Source organism: Streptomyces sp. NPDC051109, from assembly GCF_044455885.1.
Taxonomy (GTDB): domain Bacteria; phylum Actinomycetota; class Actinomycetes; order Streptomycetales; family Streptomycetaceae; genus Streptomyces.
The window spans coordinates 1-19,419 of record NZ_JBITFF010000014.1 but is presented as its reverse complement, the minus strand read 5'-3'; the positions used below and the strand labels follow the sequence as shown (position 1 = coordinate 19,419).

The 19,419-nt window shown below is 71.5% G+C and carries 15 protein-coding genes and 1 pseudogene; 7 read left to right on the top strand and 9 right to left on the bottom strand.

The window, feature by feature from the left end; all coding sequences use genetic code 11:
• Window positions 1–79: 79 nt before the first annotated feature.
• Complete coding sequence (locus ACIBAD_RS24460; RefSeq protein ID WP_398908385.1) at window positions 80–1,648, bottom strand: sigma-70 family RNA polymerase sigma factor; 1,569 nt, start codon at window positions 1,646–1,648, stop codon at window positions 80–82.
• 657 nt (window positions 1,649–2,305) lie between these two features.
• Between ACIBAD_RS24460 and ACIBAD_RS24455 the strand changes: the two genes are divergently transcribed.
• Window positions 2,306–4,852, top strand: a complete 2,547-nt coding sequence (locus ACIBAD_RS24455) for an RICIN domain-containing protein (protein ID WP_398908656.1) — start codon at window positions 2,306–2,308, stop codon at window positions 4,850–4,852.
• A 67-nt stretch (window positions 4,853–4,919) separates the two neighbouring features.
• Here ACIBAD_RS24455 and ACIBAD_RS24450 read toward each other — a convergent pair whose 3' ends face one another.
• From ACIBAD_RS24450 to ACIBAD_RS24435, 4 genes are all read right to left on the bottom strand, one after another.
• Window positions 4,920–5,738 (bottom strand): hypothetical protein, encoded by an 819-nt coding sequence (locus ACIBAD_RS24450; RefSeq protein ID WP_134067483.1) that lies wholly within the window; start codon window positions 5,736–5,738, stop codon window positions 4,920–4,922.
• On the bottom strand, window positions 5,735–6,268 hold the full coding sequence (locus ACIBAD_RS24445) for a SigE family RNA polymerase sigma factor (protein ID WP_398908383.1): 534 nt from the start codon (window positions 6,266–6,268) through the stop codon (window positions 5,735–5,737). Before ACIBAD_RS24445 ends, ACIBAD_RS24450 begins: the two co-directional genes overlap by 4 nt.
• 128 nt (window positions 6,269–6,396) lie before the next feature.
• On the bottom strand, window positions 6,397–7,296 hold the full coding sequence (locus ACIBAD_RS24440; RefSeq protein ID WP_398908381.1) for an expansin EXLX1 family cellulose-binding protein: 900 nt from the start codon (window positions 7,294–7,296) through the stop codon (window positions 6,397–6,399).
• A gap of 187 nt (window positions 7,297–7,483) precedes the next feature.
• Window positions 7,484–7,804 (bottom strand): helix-turn-helix transcriptional regulator, encoded by a 321-nt coding sequence (locus ACIBAD_RS24435; protein ID WP_398908378.1) that lies wholly within the window; start codon window positions 7,802–7,804, stop codon window positions 7,484–7,486.
• A 419-nt stretch (window positions 7,805–8,223) separates the two neighbouring features.
• Here ACIBAD_RS24435 and ACIBAD_RS24430 point away from each other — a divergent pair.
• Window positions 8,224–8,748, top strand: a pseudogene (locus ACIBAD_RS24430) (phytanoyl-CoA dioxygenase family protein); the annotation flags it as partial.
• A gap of 28 nt (window positions 8,749–8,776) precedes the next feature.
• The gene (locus tag ACIBAD_RS24425; protein WP_134073930.1) at window positions 8,777–9,073 is read left to right on the top strand and encodes a hypothetical protein; all 297 of its coding nucleotides are present in this window, start codon (window positions 8,777–8,779) and stop codon (window positions 9,071–9,073) included.
• Between the two features lie 89 nt (window positions 9,074–9,162).
• Here the strand turns inward: ACIBAD_RS24425 and mmsB are convergent, their stop codons facing one another.
• The 3 genes from mmsB to chvE form a co-directional block, all read right to left on the bottom strand.
• Entirely contained in the window at window positions 9,163–10,398 is a 1,236-nt protein-coding gene (gene mmsB / locus ACIBAD_RS24420; protein ID WP_398908376.1) for a multiple monosaccharide ABC transporter permease, read from the bottom strand.
• Window positions 10,399–10,401: 3 nt separating this feature from the next.
• Entirely contained in the window at window positions 10,402–11,949 is a 1,548-nt protein-coding gene (gene mmsA, locus ACIBAD_RS24415; RefSeq protein ID WP_398908374.1) for a multiple monosaccharide ABC transporter ATP-binding protein, read from the bottom strand.
• Between the two features lie 105 nt (window positions 11,950–12,054).
• Window positions 12,055–13,149: a multiple monosaccharide ABC transporter substrate-binding protein gene (gene chvE / locus ACIBAD_RS24410; RefSeq protein ID WP_134067475.1), complete on the bottom strand. Its 1,095-nt coding sequence runs from the start codon at window positions 13,147–13,149 to the stop codon at window positions 12,055–12,057.
• Window positions 13,150–13,991: 842 nt separating this feature from the next.
• Between chvE and ACIBAD_RS24405 the strand changes: the two genes are divergently transcribed.
• Together ACIBAD_RS24405 and ACIBAD_RS24400 are read left to right on the top strand one after the other, a co-directional pair.
• Entirely contained in the window at window positions 13,992–14,150 is a 159-nt protein-coding gene (locus ACIBAD_RS24405) for a hypothetical protein (protein ID WP_398908372.1), read from the top strand.
• A 139-nt stretch (window positions 14,151–14,289) separates the two neighbouring features.
• A complete protein-coding gene (locus ACIBAD_RS24400; RefSeq protein ID WP_398908370.1) occupies window positions 14,290–15,273 on the top strand; it encodes an acetylxylan esterase in 984 nt (327 codons plus the stop codon).
• Window positions 15,274–15,390: 117 nt separating this feature from the next.
• Here the strand turns inward: ACIBAD_RS24400 and xylA are convergent, their stop codons facing one another.
• The gene (gene xylA / locus ACIBAD_RS24395; RefSeq protein ID WP_398908368.1) at window positions 15,391–16,563 is read right to left on the bottom strand and encodes a xylose isomerase; all 1,173 of its coding nucleotides are present in this window, start codon (window positions 16,561–16,563) and stop codon (window positions 15,391–15,393) included.
• Between the two features lie 92 nt (window positions 16,564–16,655).
• Here xylA and xylB point away from each other — a divergent pair, with 92 nt between their 5' ends.
• Together xylB and ACIBAD_RS24385 are read left to right on the top strand one after the other, a co-directional pair.
• Window positions 16,656–18,086, top strand: a complete 1,431-nt coding sequence (xylB, locus tag ACIBAD_RS24390; RefSeq protein ID WP_398908366.1) for a xylulokinase — start codon at window positions 16,656–16,658, stop codon at window positions 18,084–18,086.
• Window positions 18,087–18,099: 13 nt separating this feature from the next.
• Complete coding sequence (locus ACIBAD_RS24385) at window positions 18,100–19,311, top strand: ROK family protein (RefSeq protein ID WP_134067471.1); 1,212 nt, start codon at window positions 18,100–18,102, stop codon at window positions 19,309–19,311.
• Window positions 19,312–19,419: the final 108 nt, after the last annotated feature.

Sequence of the window (19,419 nt, the reverse complement as noted above, 5' to 3'; positions counted from 1 at the left end):
CTGCCGGGCTGAGAACGGCCTGGTGCCGGACTCCGGTGCAGGATCACCAGCTGTCACTGCGCTGCTCGGTCCGGCATGCTCAAGGAGTGGTGGCCCAGCCCCTGCGCACGATGAAGGAAGCCTGACCGGCGAAGGTCCGAGTGCCGTCGGAGCCATCGAGCCAGATGCCACCGTCGCGGTGGCGGAGGACCGATCCGGGATAGTTGTGCGCGTGCAGGGTCACCGACCCGGCGACCGCCCCGGGGCGCGGACAGAAGGTGGCGTCTTCACGGAACAGCTCGCTGCCGTCGTTGGCGCTCAGCTGGAGCCGCAGGTCACGATGGCGCAGATAGCGGCCGTCCGCGGCGCGGAAGGTGACGCACCGTGTGTCGGCCAGCCCCCCGACGACCGTGAAGGTTCCCCGCTGCCGTGTCTGCGCGCTGCTGGACGCGGAAACTCGGCCGAGCGACGCGAAGTCGTCGGCGTACGTGAGGTAGAGGGCGGGGGCTTCCACGGACTCCAGCGACTGCGCGCCCAGCGGAACCGTTCCTGCTACGGCGGACGGGCTCACCGGGGACGGTCCGGCCGACGTGGTGGTGCGCGAGGGGATCGGCGTGGGATCGCCGGAATCGCCGACCGCGGGAGCGGCGATGACGCCGGGAACCCGATGCGCCGGTTCGGGCCAGGCCGCGTAGGTGGCGGTCCCGGCGATCAGCACCGCGCCGGTGGCGAGGCCCACCAGCTGATGAGCGGTCACCGCGTGGAGTTTGCCCATCAGCGAGCTGTGCAGACCGCCTCCCCCCGTGGTGGTGGCGACGGCGAAGTGTGCCGTGGCCAGCCCGGCGGTGCTCGTGGCCGTGCCCGACAGCAGGCCCTTGGCAGCCAGCGCGGCGATGAGTCCGGCCGGGACGGGCAGCGGCGCGAGGCTGAGGATGAGTAGTTCGGCCGGAACCCGTTCTGTCGTCGTCGCCTTGCAGACCGGGCAGCCGCGGGTGTGCCGCGCGATCCGCTTGCGCCACACCGATCCACGGAGACGGTCCCAGCCGACGACGGTCTCGTCCAACTGCGGACAGCGCGGGTCGGCCTCCAGTGCGGCGACGATCGTCCGGCTCACTTCCAGCTGCTCGCGCATGCGTTGCAGGCGTACTCCGACGTGGGCGACAGTCAGCCCCGTCGCTGCGGCGATCTCGTCACGGCTCAGCGAGCCGGCGCGTTCCTGCCACCACAGAGACAGCAGCACCCGATGGTCCGGGTCGAGCCACCGCCCGGCTTCGACCACCTGACGGCGCTCGTCCGACACATGCAGACGCAGGATCGTCACGTCCTCAGGTTCGGCGCCGGCGTCCGGTAGCTGGAGTGCCTCGTCGATGACCGTGGTCCGGCCGGCGAAGGCGCGTTGCCGCTGCCAGTGGGCAGTGACCTGGCGGAGCGTGATCGACACCAGCCAGGACCGGAAGCTTTCCGGGGCCCGCAGGGCAGGCAGGTCGCGCACCACGCGAAGCAGGGTCTCCTGGACGACGTCGTCGACGTCGGCATGTCCGTTCAGCGCTCGCCCGACGATGTTGTAGACCAACGGCAGGTACGCGGCGATCAGCTTCTCGCGCGCCCTATCGTCACCGGCCTGCGCCGAGACGACCAGCCCCGCGTGATCCGCATCCATGAGCCCCATTCCCACCTCCCTCAGGGGAGCGATCCGCCGAGTACGGCGCCACACCCTTGGCCGCGGGTATTCAACCGGGCCGGGTGATCTGACGACAAGTGAGGAGAAGGTGCGTGCCTGAGCTGCGAGGATTCGAGTGGCCGGGTCACCTTCTCGGGGAACGAGCGTACAGGGTGGAACCAGCGGCTGTCTGTCGCCGCTGAGGGGAAGGGGCTGATCCGGCACGCCGGAGTGTGCTGCCGCACCAGGTCGCGGACCAGGTCCCGGACCGTGTCGGGTTGACCGCCGCACCGGGTCGGTCGTGGCCGAGGGGTGGGAGCGCGACCCGGCGCGACCGGGCACACCTGCTGCTCGGTTCAGCGCGCGATCTGCGCGCGCTGGGCCGGACCGTCAGCGGTCCGAGGAGGACTTCGGCGGTCGGCAACCTTTTGCGGAGCTGTGGCGACTGACAGGCGACCCGAAGACGATCACACCCACGGATCGTCCGACCACACCGCCGCATGCCGCTGCGCACCGCTGACCTGAGCGGGTGTGCGCGGCAGGCTCGGAGCAAGGAGCCCCCCGATGAACGAGACGGATCCCACCGCGCACGGTCGCGGTCGGCGCACACGCGCGGCCGGTGGCGAGCGACGTACGCGTGGACGCCACCGCCGGCGCTGGACGACGATGGGCCTGGCGCTGGGCGTGCCCGGTGTGCTCGGCCCCTACCTGCTGTTCGTGCAGGCCGACTCGGAGGCCGCGACGCTGGATTCCGAGGCCTACTACGAGGTGGTGTCCGTGCGCAGCGACAAGGTGCTGGACGTACCCGGCGCGGACACGTCGGACGGTGTCTGGACACGGCAGCAGAGCCGCGTGGCCGGTGCCGCGAGTCAGCAATGGCGGCTGAGGCCGACGCGGGACGGCTACTACGAGCTGGAGAACCGCAGCAGCAAGAAGGTCCTCGGTGTGCGGGGAGCTTCCGTACGGTCGGCGGCAGCCGTGGAGCAGCAGTCCGACCACGGCGCCGCCACGCAGCAGTGGAAGATCGAGGAGGTCGGCGGCGCGGCGGTGAAAATAGTCTCCCGGAGCAGCGGCATGGTGCTGGACGTGTGGGGCGGCTCCAGCAGCGACGGCGTGCCGCTCATCCAGTACCCGGACCAGGGCAGCACCAACCAGCGGTGGAAGCTGGTGAAGATCGGCGGCTCGGGCAGGTACACCTGGCACAACGCGCAGATCGTCGGCGGCGGATTCGTTACCGGGCTGGTCTTCAACCCCGCCCGCAAGGACCTGCTGTACGCACGGACCGACATCGGCGGCGCCTACCGCTGGGACGCGACCGCCGCCCGCTGGACCTCCCTGACCGACTGGATCGGCGGAGCCGACTGGAACCTGCTGGGGATCGAGAGCCTGGCGACCGACCCGGTCGACCCGAACCGCCTGTACCTCGCGAGCGGCACCTACACCAACGACTGGGCGGGCAACGGGGCCATCCTCCGCTCCACCGACCAGGGCAGGACGTTCCAGCGCACCGACCTGCCGTTCAAACTGGGCGGCAACGAGGACGGCCGGTCCATGGGCGAGCGGCTGGTGGTGGACCCGTCCGACCACAGCACGCTCTACCTGGGTACCCGCAAGAACGGGCTCTGGCGCAGCACCGACTACGGCGTGACGTGGAGCCAGGTCGCCGGCTTCCCCGTGAAGGACGGTGCGAGCAGCGGCGTCGGCCTCTCCTTCGTGACCTTCGGCCCGTCCGGCAGCCGGACGATCTACGTCGGGGTGGCCGACAAGACCACCTCGCTGTACCGGTCCACCGACGGCGGCAACACCTGGCAGGCCGTGCCCGGCCAGCCGAAGGGGCAGCTGCCGCAGCACGGTGTGCTGTCCGGCGACGGCTCGCTCTACCTGACGTACACCAACGCGCCGGGCCCGAACGGCGTGACGGCTGGTTCGGTGTGGAAGCACACGCCGTCCACCGGGGGCTGGCAGAACATCTCGCCGTCCAGCGGCGGTTACGGTTTCGCCGGCCTGGCGGTCGATCCGCAGCACCCGTCCACGGTCATGGTCACCACGCTGGACCGCTGGTGGCCCTCGGACGAGATCTACCGATCCGTCGACGGCGGCGCCTCCTGGAAGGCGCTCGGCGCGACCTCGGTGCGGGACAGCTCCGCAGCGCCCTACGTGGGCACCGGCATCGGTCACTGGATGGGCGCCCTGGCCATCGACCCCTTCGATTCCGGGCATGCGCTGTACGGCACCGGATCGGGGATGTGGGGCAGCAAGGACGTGACCGCGGCGGACGCCGGGCGGGCGACGCACTGGACGATCCCGGCCAAGGGCCTGGAGGAGACCGCGACTCTCGGGCTGATCAAGCCCCCTGGTCTTCCCCTGATCAGTGCCCTCGGCGATGTCAGCGGGTTCCGGCACGAGGACCTCACCAAGGTGCCCGCCAAGGCGCTCTCCGGACCACGGTTCACCAACACCACCGGTATCGACTTCGCCCAGTCGAAGCCGCAGTTCGTGGTGCGGGTCGGTCTGGGTGGCGAGCAGCACGGCGCCTATTCGACCGACGGCGGAGCCGCCTGGGCGCCGTTCGCCACGGCGCCGACGCGCGACGCCGGCGGCGGTTCCGTGGCCGTCTCGGCGGACGGCGCCGCCGTGGTGTGGGCCCCCGATGGGCAGGTCCCGTACTCCTCGACCGACCGCGGCTCGGTCTGGACGGCGGCCGCCGGTCTGCCCAAGGACACGGCCGTGGTGGCCGACCGTTCGGCGGTGAACACCTTCTACGCCCTCAGCGGCGGCACCTTGTACGCCAGCACCGACGGCGGGAAGAACTTCACCGCCCGGGCCACCGGTCTGGGCGGCGGGCGGCTGGAGGCGGTTCCGGGCATCGCCGGTGACCTGTGGATCGCCGGCGGGGACAACGGACTCCTGCACTCCACCAACGGGGGGAAGAGCTTCGGCAAGCCCGGCGGAGTGGAGCGGGCGACCGCCGTCGGCTTCGGCAAGCCGGCCCCGGGTGCCGGATACCAGGCGCTCTACCTCTCCGGGCAGGTGAAGGGCGTCGCCGGGCTGTTCCGCTCCACCGACGGCGGCTCGGCCTGGGTCCGGATCAACGACGACCAGCACCAGTTCGGTGGGAGCGCCATCAACGTCATCACTGGCGACCCCGACGTGTACGGGCGCGTCTACCTGGGCGCCTACGGCCGTGGCGTCGTGTACGGCGACCTGTCCTGATGCTCCAGGCCCGTGGGCGGGCGGCGGTCCGCGCCGTCCACCCACGGGCCGGGGGAGCGGCACGGCCTCAGCGTGCCGGGGTGAACCCGCCCCAGACCGAGAAGGCGCCGCGGTGACCGTTGGCGTCGACGCGGTAGCCGTCCTGCTCGGCCTCGCGTGCGCCGGCGGCGTGGTTGTACTGGCCGGCGAAGACGTGCTGTCCGGCCGGGACCGTACGGCCCGGCTTGAGGATCCAGCGGTAGACCACTGCTCCGCCCTCGCTCTGCACGGTGACGGTGAAATCCTCGGCGGGCAGCGTTCGCCAGCTGCCCGTGCTCTGCACCGCGCCGGTCTGCGTGATGCGCAGCTCCACGGTGAGGGCGGTCAGCGGCTGCGTGGACTTGACGGTGATGTTGCTCTGCGCCCAGAAGTTGTTGCTGTTCGCGCCCAACGCGCCGGCCGACGACAGCGGCCCGTCCTGGACGTGCGCGCTGTCGGGCCGGGCCGAGCCCGCGGGGCCTGACGCGGAAGGGCTGGGGCTCGTCGGGGACGAACGGTCCGGCGTGGTCGGGCTGCCGGTGGCGGGCGCCGATGGTGTCGACGGTGTCGAACGGGGGCTCCCGGACGGCGCGGACGGCGCGGACGGCGCGGCGGGGGTGGCCGAGACCTCCGGCCGGGCCGGCGGTGACTGGACGATGGCGGCGACGGCGAAACCACCGACCGCCAGAGTGCCGACCACGGTGAGGGAGGCGAGCGCGACCCTGGGCCATGGCCTCGCGCCGGACGGCTCGCGACGGCGGGCGGAGGCGCCGGACGTGCCGCGTTCCACGCGTGCCAGGATCCGGGCACGGTCGGGCTGGTGGGCCTCGGCGGCTGCGCGCAGCCGCTCGGTGAGCTCCTCGTTCAACGACTCCTCCTCCCCGCCAGAAGTTCCCCGGCTGATGCCGTGCTGCCCAGCATCCGTTCCAGCTCTGCCATCCCCTTCGAGGTCTGGCTCTTTACCGTACCGACCGATATTCCGAGCGCCAGCGCGGTGTCCTTCTCCGACAGGTCGAAGGCGTGCCGCAGGACCACGCACGTCCGCTTCCGGAACGGCAACCGGGCGAGAGCCGTCCGCACGTCCACCACGGCGGCCACGTCCGGACCGTCCAACGGCTCCGCGCCACGGGACCAGAACAGGGCGATCCGGCGACGCTCGCGCACCGTGCTGCGGATCCGTGACCGTGCCAGGTTGGCGACCACGCCACGGGCGTAGGCGAGAGGGTACTCGGCCTCGCGTAGCCGGTCCCAGCGCTGCCACAGCGCGATCAGAGCGTCCGCGGCCAGATCGTCGGCGCAGTCCGCCTCGCCCGTCAGGAGATGGGCGAATCGGGCGAGTTCCGCGTAGTGGCGTTCGAAGAAGTCGTGGAATTCCGCGGACGCGTCATCGAGGACCATGTCCGACGGTCGCCCCTTTCGCAAATGTGTGCGCTAACATCCGGACGGCAGCGTACCAGCGCCCGGTACGACCCAGGGCGCTCCGATCCGCCCCACCGGATCCGCCCCTCGGCCGCCGCCGTGCGGTTTCAGTGCGGGGCGAACTGGACCCGGGTCGGTTGTGCGACGTTCGGCAGCAGCGCGGTCCCGTCGACCGTCAGCTGCTCTCCGTAGATGTCGGTGATCCTCATCGCGCCGCCGCACCCGCTGCCGTCGGCGGAGAGGAAGTAGTTGTAGTCGGTACGGGGCAGTCTCCGCCAGCCCGCGGCGGTGCGTACCTCCAGACGCGCGACCGGATTGCGGTGGTCGATCACCTGGATGCCGCACCAGTGGGGGCTGGAACCGGTCTTGTACCGGATGGAGAGCGTGCCGGAGGTGCGGGGGCTCAACAGGCTCCAGGTGATCGGGATGCGGCCGAGCTTGGGATCGGCCAGTTTCGCGAAGGCCTGTTCGCTGAGGTCCAGTTGTCCGGGTGCGCAGGGCAGCGGGCATTCGTTGGTGATCCGGACCGTGATCGAAGCGCCGTTCGCGGCGCGGACGCGCACGTAGGCGCCGCAGGCTTTGGACGACTCGTAGTCGGTGGTGTTCATCGCCGCGATCATGAGGTCGCCGCTCGGGCCGAACAGGCAGGCGCCGTTGCCGTCGCCGGCAGCGTAGGCGGTGGCGACGCCCTTGTAGGTGGTCTCGGGCTGGATGCGTCCTGCCGACGGTGCCCGAGGGGGCGCCGCCGGTGGGGTTTCCTTCGCCGAGGGCCGTGGCGTCGATGCGGCGGCCGCGCTCGGGGTTGCCGCGGTAGGCGAGCTGTCAGCCGGGGGCGCTGGGCTCGTCGGTGCCGAGGACGTGGCTCCCGCCAGGGGGGCGGCGGGGGCGGCCACGTCGGCCCGCGACCCGGCCCCGGCTTCGGCTTCGCCCTTGGGGTGGGGGAGCATGGCGGTCACCAGGCAGAAGAGGACGCCCGCGGCGGTCAGTGTCACTGCCGTCCCCCGCATCAGCCCGTGTCTACGCCTGCGCTGCCGCGCGGCCTGCCGTGCAGTCTGCATGTCCATCCGTTCGAAGAATCGAGTCGAGGTGCACTGCCTGGTCGCCGCAGGACGCGAAAAGGTTGCCGACGGTGGGAAGCGGGCGCGCGGCGGGTCCTTCGGGGCGGCCGGGTAGCGGTGTCCCGTATCGGTCCGCTCACCGGGCGGGGGAGGTTGGGGAACCAGGCCGGGCGGCACGGATGCTGCGCGGAAAGGCGCCGAGTGCGCGGCGACACGCCTTGTTGAACGCCTGGAGGTCGGGAATGCCGACCGATGCGGCGACGGCGGGGACGGAGAGCGTGGTGGCCTGCAGGAAGTGGCGCGCCCGTTCCATGCGCCGGGCCCGGATGCAGCCGACGACCGTCTCCCCCGTCGCGGCGCGGAAGAGCCGCGTCAGGTGGTTGTGGGAGGCACCGGCTGCCGCAGCGATGTCCGGCACCGTCAGAGGCTTCCCCAGCCGCGCCTCGATCAGGGCCACGGCGGCCGTGACCGCCGGATGAACGGCCTGTGGCGTTCGGCTCCCTCGCGGGCGTGAGCTGGGCGACCCGCCACAGGGCGGCCCACACCTCGGCCGCGGCTCGTGCCGGGGTGTTCGGCCAGGCCATCAGAGCCGACCGCAACCGGGCGTTCACCCAGGTGAGTTCGAGCCCGGGGTGCTGGATCACCGGGACGCTGCGTGGAGTTCCACCTGAGCCCAGTCGGAGGCGGACGGAGAGGTGTGAGGACCGGCCCCGGTTGCGATAGCGGACCTCGGCGCCGCGCGGTACGACGCTGATCCGGCCGGAGCGCATCGCGTAATGCGTGCCGTCCACCGTCAAGTCGGCCTCGTAGTCCTACACATGGAGCTGCCAGAGGTCCGGCAGGGAGAACACGCGAGAACTACGCGATTCGGTGCGGATGGCGCGGTTCGTGGGACGCGGGTCGCTGCGACTGGACGCGGTGGTCGCGGCGGGAATGGACGCCGAGGGCTTGGCGGTACTGGCCGACGGGGTGCCGCCGGTGCCGTACGGGATCCCGCTGTCCGAGGCCTACGCGCAGGGATCCTTCGTCCGTCGGCTGCTGGAACTTCCGCAGGTGGCAGGGGCCCTGCACAGCCTCGTGGGCCCGGAGCCGTGGGTGGACCACCACTTCGTGCACACCCGCGAGCCCCACGGCGGCAGGGCGCAGCCGCTGCACGGGGACGCCGTCATCGACGTCCGGCCGGACGCCATCGACGTGCAGTTGATGTATTTTCCGCAGGCAGTGATGTTGGAGATGGGTGGAACGCTCACCGTGCCGGGCAGCCACCTCCGGCGGATCAACGAGTCCGACACCGGCCGCTACCAGAACCTGCGCGGCCAGCACCGGCTGGTCCGCCCGGCCGGGAGGGTGGTGATTCTGGACCACGGCCTCTGGCACGGGGGCCGGCGCAACGACAGCGACGCGAGCGGGCAGAAGGGCCGCGCCGGTGCTGCGGCAGCAGGTGCTGGTCCTGTACTCGGCCACCTCGGCGCTGGACTCCCATGTCGTGGGCTGGTCGCTGTACGACGGCACGGGCCGCACCTCACCGACCACGGGCGACAGCGACGAGCCGCCGTACGAGTCGGGGGTGGCGGCGCTCCGGGCGGGCTGGCGCCTGATCCAGGCCGCGCAGCTGCTCCCGCCCTACCCGGGTCATGAGTACGACGTCTCCTTCCTCAAGCACGAGTTCTTCCTGGAGCGGATCGTCGACGTGCGGGCGGAGCCGCGCGAGCCGGGGCCCCGATAGGCGAGGCACCCCCTCCTCGTGCGAGCGGCGGCGGCGCCGAGCCGAGGAGGGGGCAGGGGTGGGGATAGGGGCAGAGGCAGGGAGCGGGGTCAGCCTCCGGCCTTGCGCTTGTTGTAGACGTCGAAGCCGACGGCCGCCAGCAGTACCAGGCCCTTGATCACCTGCTGGTAGTCGGTACCCACGCCGACCAGCGACATGCCGTTGTTCAGTACGCCCAGCACCAGACCTCCGGTGAGCGCACCGAGGACGGTACCCACACCGCCGCTCGCGGAGGCGCCGCCGATGAAGGCTGCGGCGATCGCCTCCAACTCGAAGTTGATGCCGGCCTGCGGCGTACCGGCGTTGAGTCGCGCGGCGAAGACCATTCCGGCCAGGGCCGCGAGAACGCCCATGTTCACGAAGGCCAGGAAGACGACCCGCTTGCTCTTCACCCCGGACAGCCGCGCCGCGGCCTCGTTGCCGCCGATGGCGTAGGTGTGCCGGCCGAGGATCGAATTGCGCATCACGTATCCGAAGCCGATCAGCAGGGCGCCGAGGATCAGCAGGACGATCGGCACGCCGTGGTAGCTGGCCAGCAGCAGCGTGAAGGCCACCACGGCCGCGGTGATCGCCCCGAGCTTCGCCAGGAACAGCCCGGCCGGGAGCGGTTCCAGCCCGTACGAGGCGGCCCGCCGCCGTCCGCGCACCTCCTGCAGGATCGCGACGGCCAGCACCACGAGGCCCAGCAGGAGGGTCAGGTTGTGGTAGTCGGTGTGGGGGCCGACGGCGGGGAGGAAGCCGCTGCTGATGTTCTGGAAGCCCTTGGGGAACGGCGCCACCGACTGGCCCTGCAGGAGGATCTGGGTTCCGCCGCGGAACAGCAGCATCCCGGCCAGCGTGACGATGAACGAGGGGATGCCGAGATAGGCGATCCAAAAACCCTGCCAGGCTCCCGCCAGGGCCCCGATCAGCAGCCCGGCCACCAGCGCCACGGGCCACGGCGCGTGGTGTTTGACCATCATCACCGCGGCGGCGGCCCCGACGAAGGCGGCGAGCGACCCGACCGACAGGTCGATGTGGCCGGCGATGATGACGATCATCATGCCGATGGCCAGGATGAGGATGTAGCCGTTCTGCTGGATCAGATTGGTGATGTTGAGCGGCTGGAGCAGGATGCCGTCCGTCCAGAACTGGAACAGCAGCACGATCAGCGCCAGCGCGAGCAGCATCCCGTACTGGCGCAGGTTGCCGCGCAGCGCTCGCGCCAGTACGGCACCGGCCGACGCACGTCGGCCGGTCTGCGGTGTGCGGGGCGTGGTCTCTGGGGTGTTCTTGGTCTGGGCCATGCCTCACACCTGCTTGTCGGGGTATGCCGCGCTCATGGTCATGAGCCGCATGAGGGATTCCTGGGTGGCGTCCGCGCGGGTCACCTCACCGGTGATCCGGCCTTCGGCCATGGTGTAGATCCGGTCGCACAGGCCCAGGAGTTCGGGGAGTTCGGAGGAGATGACGAGTACCGTCTTGCCCTGGGCGGCGAGTTCGGCGATGACGGTGTAGATCTCCGCCTTGGCGCCGATGTCGATGCCCCGGGTGGGCTCGTCGAGGATCAGCACCTCCGGCTCGGCGAAGATCCACTTGCTGAGCACGACCTTCTGCTGGTTGCCGCCGCTGAGCTTGCCGGTCTCCGCGGACACCGAGGGGGCCTTGATGTTCATGGTCCGCCGGAACGACTCGGCGACCCGTGTCTCCGCGTGCCGGTCGACCCAGCCCCGCCGGGCGACCTTGCCGAGGGCGCTCAGCGAGATGTTCCGGCTGATGTCGTCGCCCAGGTTGAGGCCGAGCTGCTTGCGGTCCTCGGTCACGTACGCGATGCCGTGCCCGATCGCCTCCGGCACCGTCCGGGTACGGATCTCCCGGCCGTCGAGGCGCACCCGGCCGCCGGTCCACCGACCGTACGAGCGGCCGAAGACGCTCATGGCCAGTTCGGTGCGGCCCGCGCCCATGAGGCCGGCGATGCCGACGATCTCGCCTCGACGGGCGTTGAGCGAGACGCCGTCGACCACCTTGCGCCGGTGGTCTATCGGGTGCTGCACGCTCCAGTCCTCGATCTCGAAGGCGACCTCGCCGATCTCGGGGGTGCGCTCGGGGTAGCGGTGTTCCAGGTCGCGGCCGACCATGCCGCGGATGATCCGCTCCTCGGAGATGCCCTCGGGGCCGATCGCGATGGTTTCGATGGTCCGCCCGTCGCGCAGGATGGTGACGGAGTCGGCGACGCGGGCGATCTCGTTCAGCTTGTGCGAGATGAGGATGCAGGAGATGCCCTGGGCCTTGAGTTCCAGGATCAGGTCGAGCAGCTTGCCGCTGTCCTCGTCGTTCAGGGCGGCCGTCGGCTCGTCCAGGATGAGCAGCTTGACCTTCTTGGCGAGCGCCTTGGCGATCTCGACCAACTGCTGTTTGCCCACGCCGAGATCGGCGATCCTGGTGTGCGGGCTCTCGTCGAGCCCGACCTGCCGGATCAGTGCGGCGGCGTGGGTCAGGGTCTTGTGCCAGCTGATGACGCCCCGGGTGGCGTGCTCGTTGCCGAGGAAGATGTTCTCGGCGATGGACAGGTAGGGCACCAGCGCGAGTTCCTGGTGGATGATCACGATGCCGCGCTGCTCGCTGGCCCGGATGTCCCGGAACCGGCAGGGCTCGCCCTCGAAGTAGATCTCGCCCTCGTAGCCGCCGTGGGGGTACACCCCGCTGAGCACCTTCATCAGCGTGGACTTGCCGGCGCCGTTCTCGCCGCAGACGGCGTGCACCTCACCCGCGGCGACGGTCAGGTTGACCTCGGAGAGGGCCTTGACACCCGGAAACGTCTTGCTGATCGACCGCATCTCAAGAACGGGTCGGGCCATGGTTGTGCATCCGTATCGTCGGGGGCGTGCGGTGCCGGGCGGTCTCCCGGGCGTCGCAGCGCCGTTTCGTCGTCGCCGGACCCGTCGGTCGGGCTCCGTGGGCTGCTACTTGAGCTGGTCCGCGGTGTACTGGCCGCTGTCCACCAGGACCTTCCGGTAGTTCTCCTTGTCGACGCTCACCGGCTGGAGCAGCTGTGCCGGCACGATCTTGACGCCGTTGTCGTACTGGCTGGTGTCGTTGACCTCGGGCTTTCCGCCGGTCAGCAGCGCGTCGCCCATCTGGACCGCGGCCTTGGCCAGTTGGCGGGTGTCCTTGTAGACGGTCTGGGTCTGCTCGCCGGCGATGATCGACTTCACCGAGGCGAGCTCGCCGTCCTGGCCCGTGACGACGGGCAGTGGCTGGCCGGCGCCGTAGCCGACGCCCTTGAGCGAGGAGATGATGCCGATCGAGATGCCGTCGTAGGGCGAGAGCACGGCGTCGACGCGGGCGGCGGTGTACGACTTGCTCAGCAGGTTGTCCATCCGGGACTGGGCGAGACCGCCGTCCCAGCGCAGCGTGGCGATCTGGTTGAGGGAGGTCTGGCCGCTCTGCACGACCAGCTTCTTGTCGTCGATGTACGGCTTGAGGACGCTCATCGCGCCGTTGTAGAAGAACGCGGCGTTGTTGTCGTCCGGAGAGCCGGCGAACAACTCGACGTTGAACGGGCCCTTGCCGTCCTTGACGCCGAGCTTGTCGACGATGTAGCTGCCCTGGAGGACGCCGACCTTGTAGTTGTCGAAGGTCGCGTAGTAGTCGACGTTCCCGGTACCGCGGATCAGCCGGTCGTACGAGATGACGCGGACGTGGGCGTCGGCGGCCTTCTGCAGCACGTTCGTGAGCGAGGAACCGTCGATGGCCGCGATCACCAGCAGCTTGGCCCCCTTGGTGATCATGTTCTCCACCTGGGAGACCTGGTTCTCCACGACGTTGTCGCCGTACTGGAGGTCAGTCTTGTAACCCTTGGCCTGGAACTCCTTGACCATGTTGTTGCCGTCGTTGATCCAGCGCTCCGACGACTTGGTCGGCATCGCGATGCCGATGAGCCCGCCTTTGGCGTCCCCGCCGCCCCCGCCGTCGCCTGCTCCGTTGGCGCTCTGGCCGCAGGCTGACAGCGACAGCGTCAAGCCCAGGGTGACAAGGCCCGCTGAAAGCTTCCGCACAGTTCCTCCAGTGATGTTCCGCGACCGGCACAGTGCGACCCGGCTGGGAGAACCGGAAGCGGTCGAGCGGGGCCGGCCGGGAGTCGTTCCCCGGGCTGTTGCGAAGTTCAGGTCTGCAGCGGCTCCGGCCTGGCGATACCTGAGTGTTAACGCTCACAAGTGTGTCGTCAAGAGTCTGTTCAGATCACCATTGGGCAACATCGCCGCAGGCGGGCAGCCTCCTCGCCGGGGCGGCTCCCCAGCGGGACGTCCGGGCGCGCCGACCGCGGGCGGCTTCCGCGGCTCCCGCGGTTTCGGCGGCTTTGACGGGCGCGGCGCGGCGCGGCGACGGGAGGACGGGGGCCGGCTGCCGGGTGGGAGCGCGGATCGCCGGACTGGGAGACGTCCTGCCATCTTCTGTGCCAGCGGTGACAGGGTGCTCGGTCTGCTGCGCGTGTGCCCCGCACGACTCCGGCCGCTCGATATCGGGATGCATCGGCCCGGCGGCCTCGACGGCGTTCCTGGGTGCACCTGCTTGACTCCGCGCTCGGCTGCTGTGCGGCAGGACTTTGGTGCGTGAGCCCGGCCGCCGGCCCCAGACACCCTTCGTCGGGGAGCTGGGGGCGGCGCGTGCATCCGCGGGCCGCCCCGCCGGTCGCACCGTCTCGAGGACTCCTCCGGTTGCTTGACAGGAAGACTGTTAGCGTTAACAGTTTGTCTCATGGGAGGGGTGACGCTCCAACTCCGCAGGAGCCGACGCCGGTTTCCCGTACGAGGGATGAGGAAGTGGCCGTGCTCCCTGCCGTCCGAGCTCGGACGGGTCCGTCGTCGGTATCCCCTCCGGCAACCTCACCGCTCGTGCCGTGCTGGTCCGCGTGCACGGCGGACGGGAGCTCGCGACCGTCCTGCACGGGCACCCGCACGCCGTCATCGAGCGCGAGTCGGCCGGCGCCGGGCGGCCCGCCACAGGGGGGCGGGCCGCCACCCCCTCCCGCACCACCGCCCGGACCGGCGAGACATGACCCCCCTCAAGGCCGCCGAGCCCGATCTCCCCGTCACCCCCTCTCCCCGTCACCCCCTCTCCCCGTCACCCCCTCTCCCCGTCACCCCCTCTCCCCGTCACCCCCTCTCCCCGTCACCTCTCCGGCCGGAGGAACCCCCATGCCGCTCACCGACCTCGGCGCGGACGAACTCATCGACTACCGACCCGAGTTGCCCGATCCGACAGGTTTCGACGGCTTCTGGCGGCGGACCCTCGCTGAAGCCCGCGCACACGACGGCGCGATCAACGTGGAGCGGGTCACCGCCCAGCACATGCTGCACACCGTCGAGGTCGACGACGTACGCTTCCCCGGCTGGAACGGCGAACCGGTGGCCGCCTGGCTGCTGCGCCCGCGCGACGCGGCCGGACCGCTGCCGGTCGTCATCACCTACATCGGCTACGGCGGCGGTCGCGGACTGCCCACAGACCACTTGTTCTGGTCCGCCGCCGGCTACGCCCAACTCGTCGTCGACAGCCGGGGCCAGGGCCACGACACCCCGGACCGGGACCCGGGCGGCGGCACGCAGTGGGTCGAGGGGTTCATGACCCGCGGCATCGACTCTCCCGACACCTACTACTACCGGCGGTTGATCACCGACTGCGTGCGCGCCGTGGACGCGGTCGCGGAGCTGCCCGGACTCGACAGCCGACGGATCGTGGTGGCCGGAGGCAGCCAGGGGGGCGGTCTGGCGCTCGCCGTCGCCGGTCTCGCCGGGGACCGGGTGGCGGCCGCGATGCCGGACGTCCCGTTCCTGTGCCACTTCCGCCACGCCGCCGCGATCTGCGACGAAGGCCCGTACCAGGAGATCGCCAAGTACCTGCGCTGGCACAGCCGTCACCACGTGGAGTCGGCCTTCGCCACCCTCGACCACTTCGACGGCGTCCACTTCGCCCGGCGGGCCACCGCGCCGACGCTGTTCAGCGTGGCCCTGATGGACCCGGTCTGCCCGCCCTCCACGGTCTACGCCGCCTTCAACCACTACGCGGGCGCGGACCGTTCCATGACCGTGTGGCCGTTCGGTGACCACGGCGGTGGCCTCGGCTCCAACCCGCCCGTCCAACTGGCCTGGCTGCACGAGCGCGGCCTGGCGCCGGAGCTCTGACCGCCCCGCACTCGACCGGCCCGGGGGGTGCCGCCCATGACCACCCCGGACTGCCCCCCCGGGGAGTGGTGGAGCCGGGCCGTGGATCGTCACGGCCCGGCTCCTGCGTGCACGGCCTCAGCGGGCTCCGAGGAGGTGTTCGAGGGCGAGCTGGTCCAGCTGCTCGAAGGCCATGCCGCGGCGCGCGGCGGCCTCGACGTCGAACTCGTCGAAGGCGGACCGGTCGGCCAGCAGCCCGGCCAGGCCGTCCTCGGCGGTGGGCAGGGCGAGTTCGGGCAGTCGGGAGGCGGCGAGGGCGGCCTGGACCTCCGGATCGGACCGGAAGGTGCGGGAACGCTCCGCCAGGAGCAGGTAGTTGCGCATGCAGGCGGCCGCCGAGACCCAGACCCCGGCGGAGTCCTCGGTGCGCGGCGGCTTGAAGTCGAAGTGGCGGGGGCCGTCGTAGCCCGCCGACTCCAGCAGGTCGACCAGCCAGAAGGCCTGGCGCAGGTCGCCCGCGCCGAAGCGCAGGTCCTGGTCGTACTTGATGCCGGTCTGGCCGTTGAGGTCGATGTGGAACAGCTTGCCGTGCCACAGGGCCTGGGCGATGCCGTGCGGGAAGTTCAGCCCGGCCATCTGCTCGTGGCCGACCTCCGGGTTGAGGCCGACCCGGTCGGGCCGGTCCAGCTCGTTGATGAACGCCAGGGCGTGCCCGATGGTGGGCAGCAGGATGTCGCCGCGCGGCTCGTTGGGCTTGGGTTCGATCGCGAAGCGCAGGTCGTATCCCTGGTTCTCGACGTACTCGCCCAGCAGATCGAACGCCTCCTTCAGCCGGTCGAGGGCGTTGCGCACGTCCTTGGCGGCGCCGGTCTCCGCGCCCTCGCGGCCGCCCCAGGCGACGTAGACCGAGGCGCCGAGTTCCACGGCCAGGTCGATGTTGCGGATCGTCTTGCGCAGCGCGTACCGGCGCACGTCACGGTCGTTGGCGGTGAAGGCGCCGTCCTTGAACACCGGGTGGGTGAAGAGGTTCGTCGTGGCCATCGGGACCTTCAGCCCGGCCGTGTCGAGTGCGGTGCGGAAGCGCTTGACCGCCTGCTCGCGGGCGGCGTCGCCGGCGCCGAAGGGGATCAGGTCGTCGTCGTGGAACGTGACGCCGTAGGCGCCGAGCTCGGCCAGCCGCTCCACGGTCTCGACCGCATCGAGGGCAGGCCGGGTGGCGTCCCCGAAGGGGTCCCGCCCCTGCCAGCCGACGGTCCACAGGCCGAAGGTGAACCTGTGCGCGGGGGTGGGGACGAGCGGGTCGCTGGTCATGAGGCGCTCCGGATCAGGCCGAGGTCTATTTGTAATGACGAAAAACAAATTAGTATGCCGGGACGCCAGAAGGAACCCCACCGGAGGAACGCATGTCTGCTCAGCGTGTCGTGATCGGTGTCGACAGCTCGACCCAGTCCACCAAGGCCCTGGCCGTCGACCTGGAAACCGGCGCGGTCCTGGGCGAGGGCCGCGCCTCGCACGCCGTCAGCGCGGGCGCCGGACGCGAGAGCGACCCCGAACAGTGGTGGCGGGCGCTCGGCGAGGCCGTGACGGGCACCGGCTGGGCGGATCGCGCAGCCGCCTGCTCGATCGCCGGCCAGCAGCACGGCCTGGTCACCCTTGACCCGGCCGGCCGGCCGGTGCGCCCGGCGCTGCTGTGGAACGACGTCCGCTCCGCCCCGCAGGCCGCCGAACTCGGATCTGCTTTCGGCCCGGCAGAGCTCGCCCGCCGCACCGGCAGCGTCCCGACGGCCGCCTTCACGGCCGCCAAGTGGGCCTGGCTGCACGCGAACGAGCCTGCCGCCGCCGACCGCGTCGCGGCCGTCCGACTTCCCCACGACTTCCTGACGGAGCGGCTGACCGGCGAGGCGGTGACGGACCGCGGTGACGCGTCGGGAACCGGCTGGTGGGGCCCGGACGGCTACGACCAGGACGTCCTCGGCCGGATCGGCCTCGACCCCGGGTTGCTGCCGCAGGTCCTCGCGCCGGGCGCCCTGGCGGGCACCGTGCGGGCCGGGATGCCACTGCGCGAGGGCGCGCTGGTGGCCACCGGGACCGGCGACAACATGGCCGCCGCCCTCGGGCTGGGCCTGACCGCCGGACGTCCGGTGCTGAGCCTCGGTACCTCCGGCACCGTCTACGCCGTCGGCCGGACCCGGCCCGTCGACCCGAGCGGGACCGTCGCCGGCTTCGCCGATGCCCTCGGCGGTTGGCTGCCGCTCGCCTGCACGCTCAACTGCACCCTCGCCGTCGACCGCGTCGCCGCCCTCGTCGGACGCGAACGCGAGGACGTCGAGGCGGGCGGCACGGTGGTGGTCCTTCCCTATCTGGACGGCGAGCGCACCCCGGACCTCCCGGGTGCTTCCGGCCTGGTCCACGGCCTGCGCCACGACACCACGCCCGGCCAGCTGCTCCAGGCCGCCTACGACGGCGCCGCCCAAGCCCTGCTCGCGGCCCTGGACGACGTGCTGCGTGCGGGAGGCGAGAGCACCGCCCCCGACGAACCACTGCTGCTGATCGGCGGTGGAGCCCGCGGCAGGGCCTGGCAGCGGACCGTCCTGCGGTTGTCCGGCCGAGCGGTCCAGGTGCCCGAGGCCCGGGAACTGGTCGCGCTCGGAGCCGCCGCCCAGGCCGCCGCACTGCTCACGGGTGAGCCGGCCGACGCCGTCGCCCGGCGTTGGGGGACCGCCGGGGGCCGGGTGCTGGAACCCGTGACCCGTGACGACGACACGCTCGAACGGATCACCAGTACGCTGCGGCGGGCGCGGGCCTTGCAGGAAGTCGCGCCGGCAGAACGATAGGAGGGTCGGCTCAATGGCGGGGATCGGCAGGGCGGGCGGGGGCGTGGAGGCCGGGCCCGCCTCGCAGCGGGGGATGCGTCGGCAGAACCTCGCGGTGGTGATCGGCGCGGTCGCCGCGCACGGCCCGCTCTCCCGGGCGGACGTCGCCGGGCACACGGGCCTGACCAGGCCGGCCGTCTCCTCCATGGTCGACGAGCTCATCGGCCGCGGAGCGCTGACCGAGACGGAGACCACGCCCAGCGGACGGGTCGGCCGCCCCGGACGGGCACTGGAGCTGAGCGATCGGGGTCCCGCGGGCCTCGGCCTGGAGATCGGCGTCACCCATCTCGCCGCGTGCGTCGTGGACCTGCGCGGTGAACCGCGAGTGTGGCGCCGGGTGGAGCGGGCCAACGCGGGCCGGCCGGCCGGCCGGGTGCTCGCCGAGGCCGCTGCGCTGGGTGCCGAGGCGGAGGCCGAGGCCGCCGCACTCGGCCTGCGCGTCGCGGGCCGCGTCCTGGCCGTGCCGGGGGTGGTACCGAACGAACCGAGCGGGCTCGTCGCGAACGCGCCCAACCTCGGCTGGCAGGACGTCCGCCCCGCCGACCACTGGCCCGACCCCGACACCGTGCCCGAGCCGGAGAACGAGGCCAATCTCGGGGCGCTGGCCGAACACTGGCACCAGGGACATCCCGCCGAGACCTTCGTACACGTTTCCGCCGAGGCTGGAATCGGTGGCGCACTGGTCGTCGGCGGGCAGCTGTTCCGGGGCGCCCGCGGCTTCGCGGGCGAACTCGGCCACCTGCCCGTCCACCCGGAGGGCGCCCGCTGCGCCTGCGGGGCGCGCGGCTGCCTGGAGCAGTACGCGGGCGAAGCGGCCGTGCTGCGCGAGGCCGGCCTCGCGCACGTCGGCGACCCGGTGGCCCTGCTGGCCGAGCGGGCAGGCGCCGGGGACGAGGCGACCCTGCGCGCCCTGGACCGTGCAGGACGGGCCCTGGGCCTCGCCCTCACCTCGGCGGTGAACCTGATCGACCCGGACGGCCTCGTTCTGGGCGGCGCCTACGCCGAACTCGCCGACTGGCTCCTCCCCGCCGTCCGCGCCGAACTGGCCGCCCGGATCACCGTCCGGCCCTGGAACCCGGAGGCGGTGCGCTCCTCCGCCCTGGGGCGCCGCGGACCGGTGCTGGGCGCGGCATGGTCGACCGTCCGGCAGATCATCGCCGATCCCGCTCGCCTGCCTGCGCACTAGGTGACGACAGGCTCTAGGTGTATTGCCCAGTGAGGTTGGGGACGCGGCTGGCGGGTGGTTTGCCTGCGAGCGCGGTGTGTCCGCGGTGGTGATTGTAGGTGTGCAGCC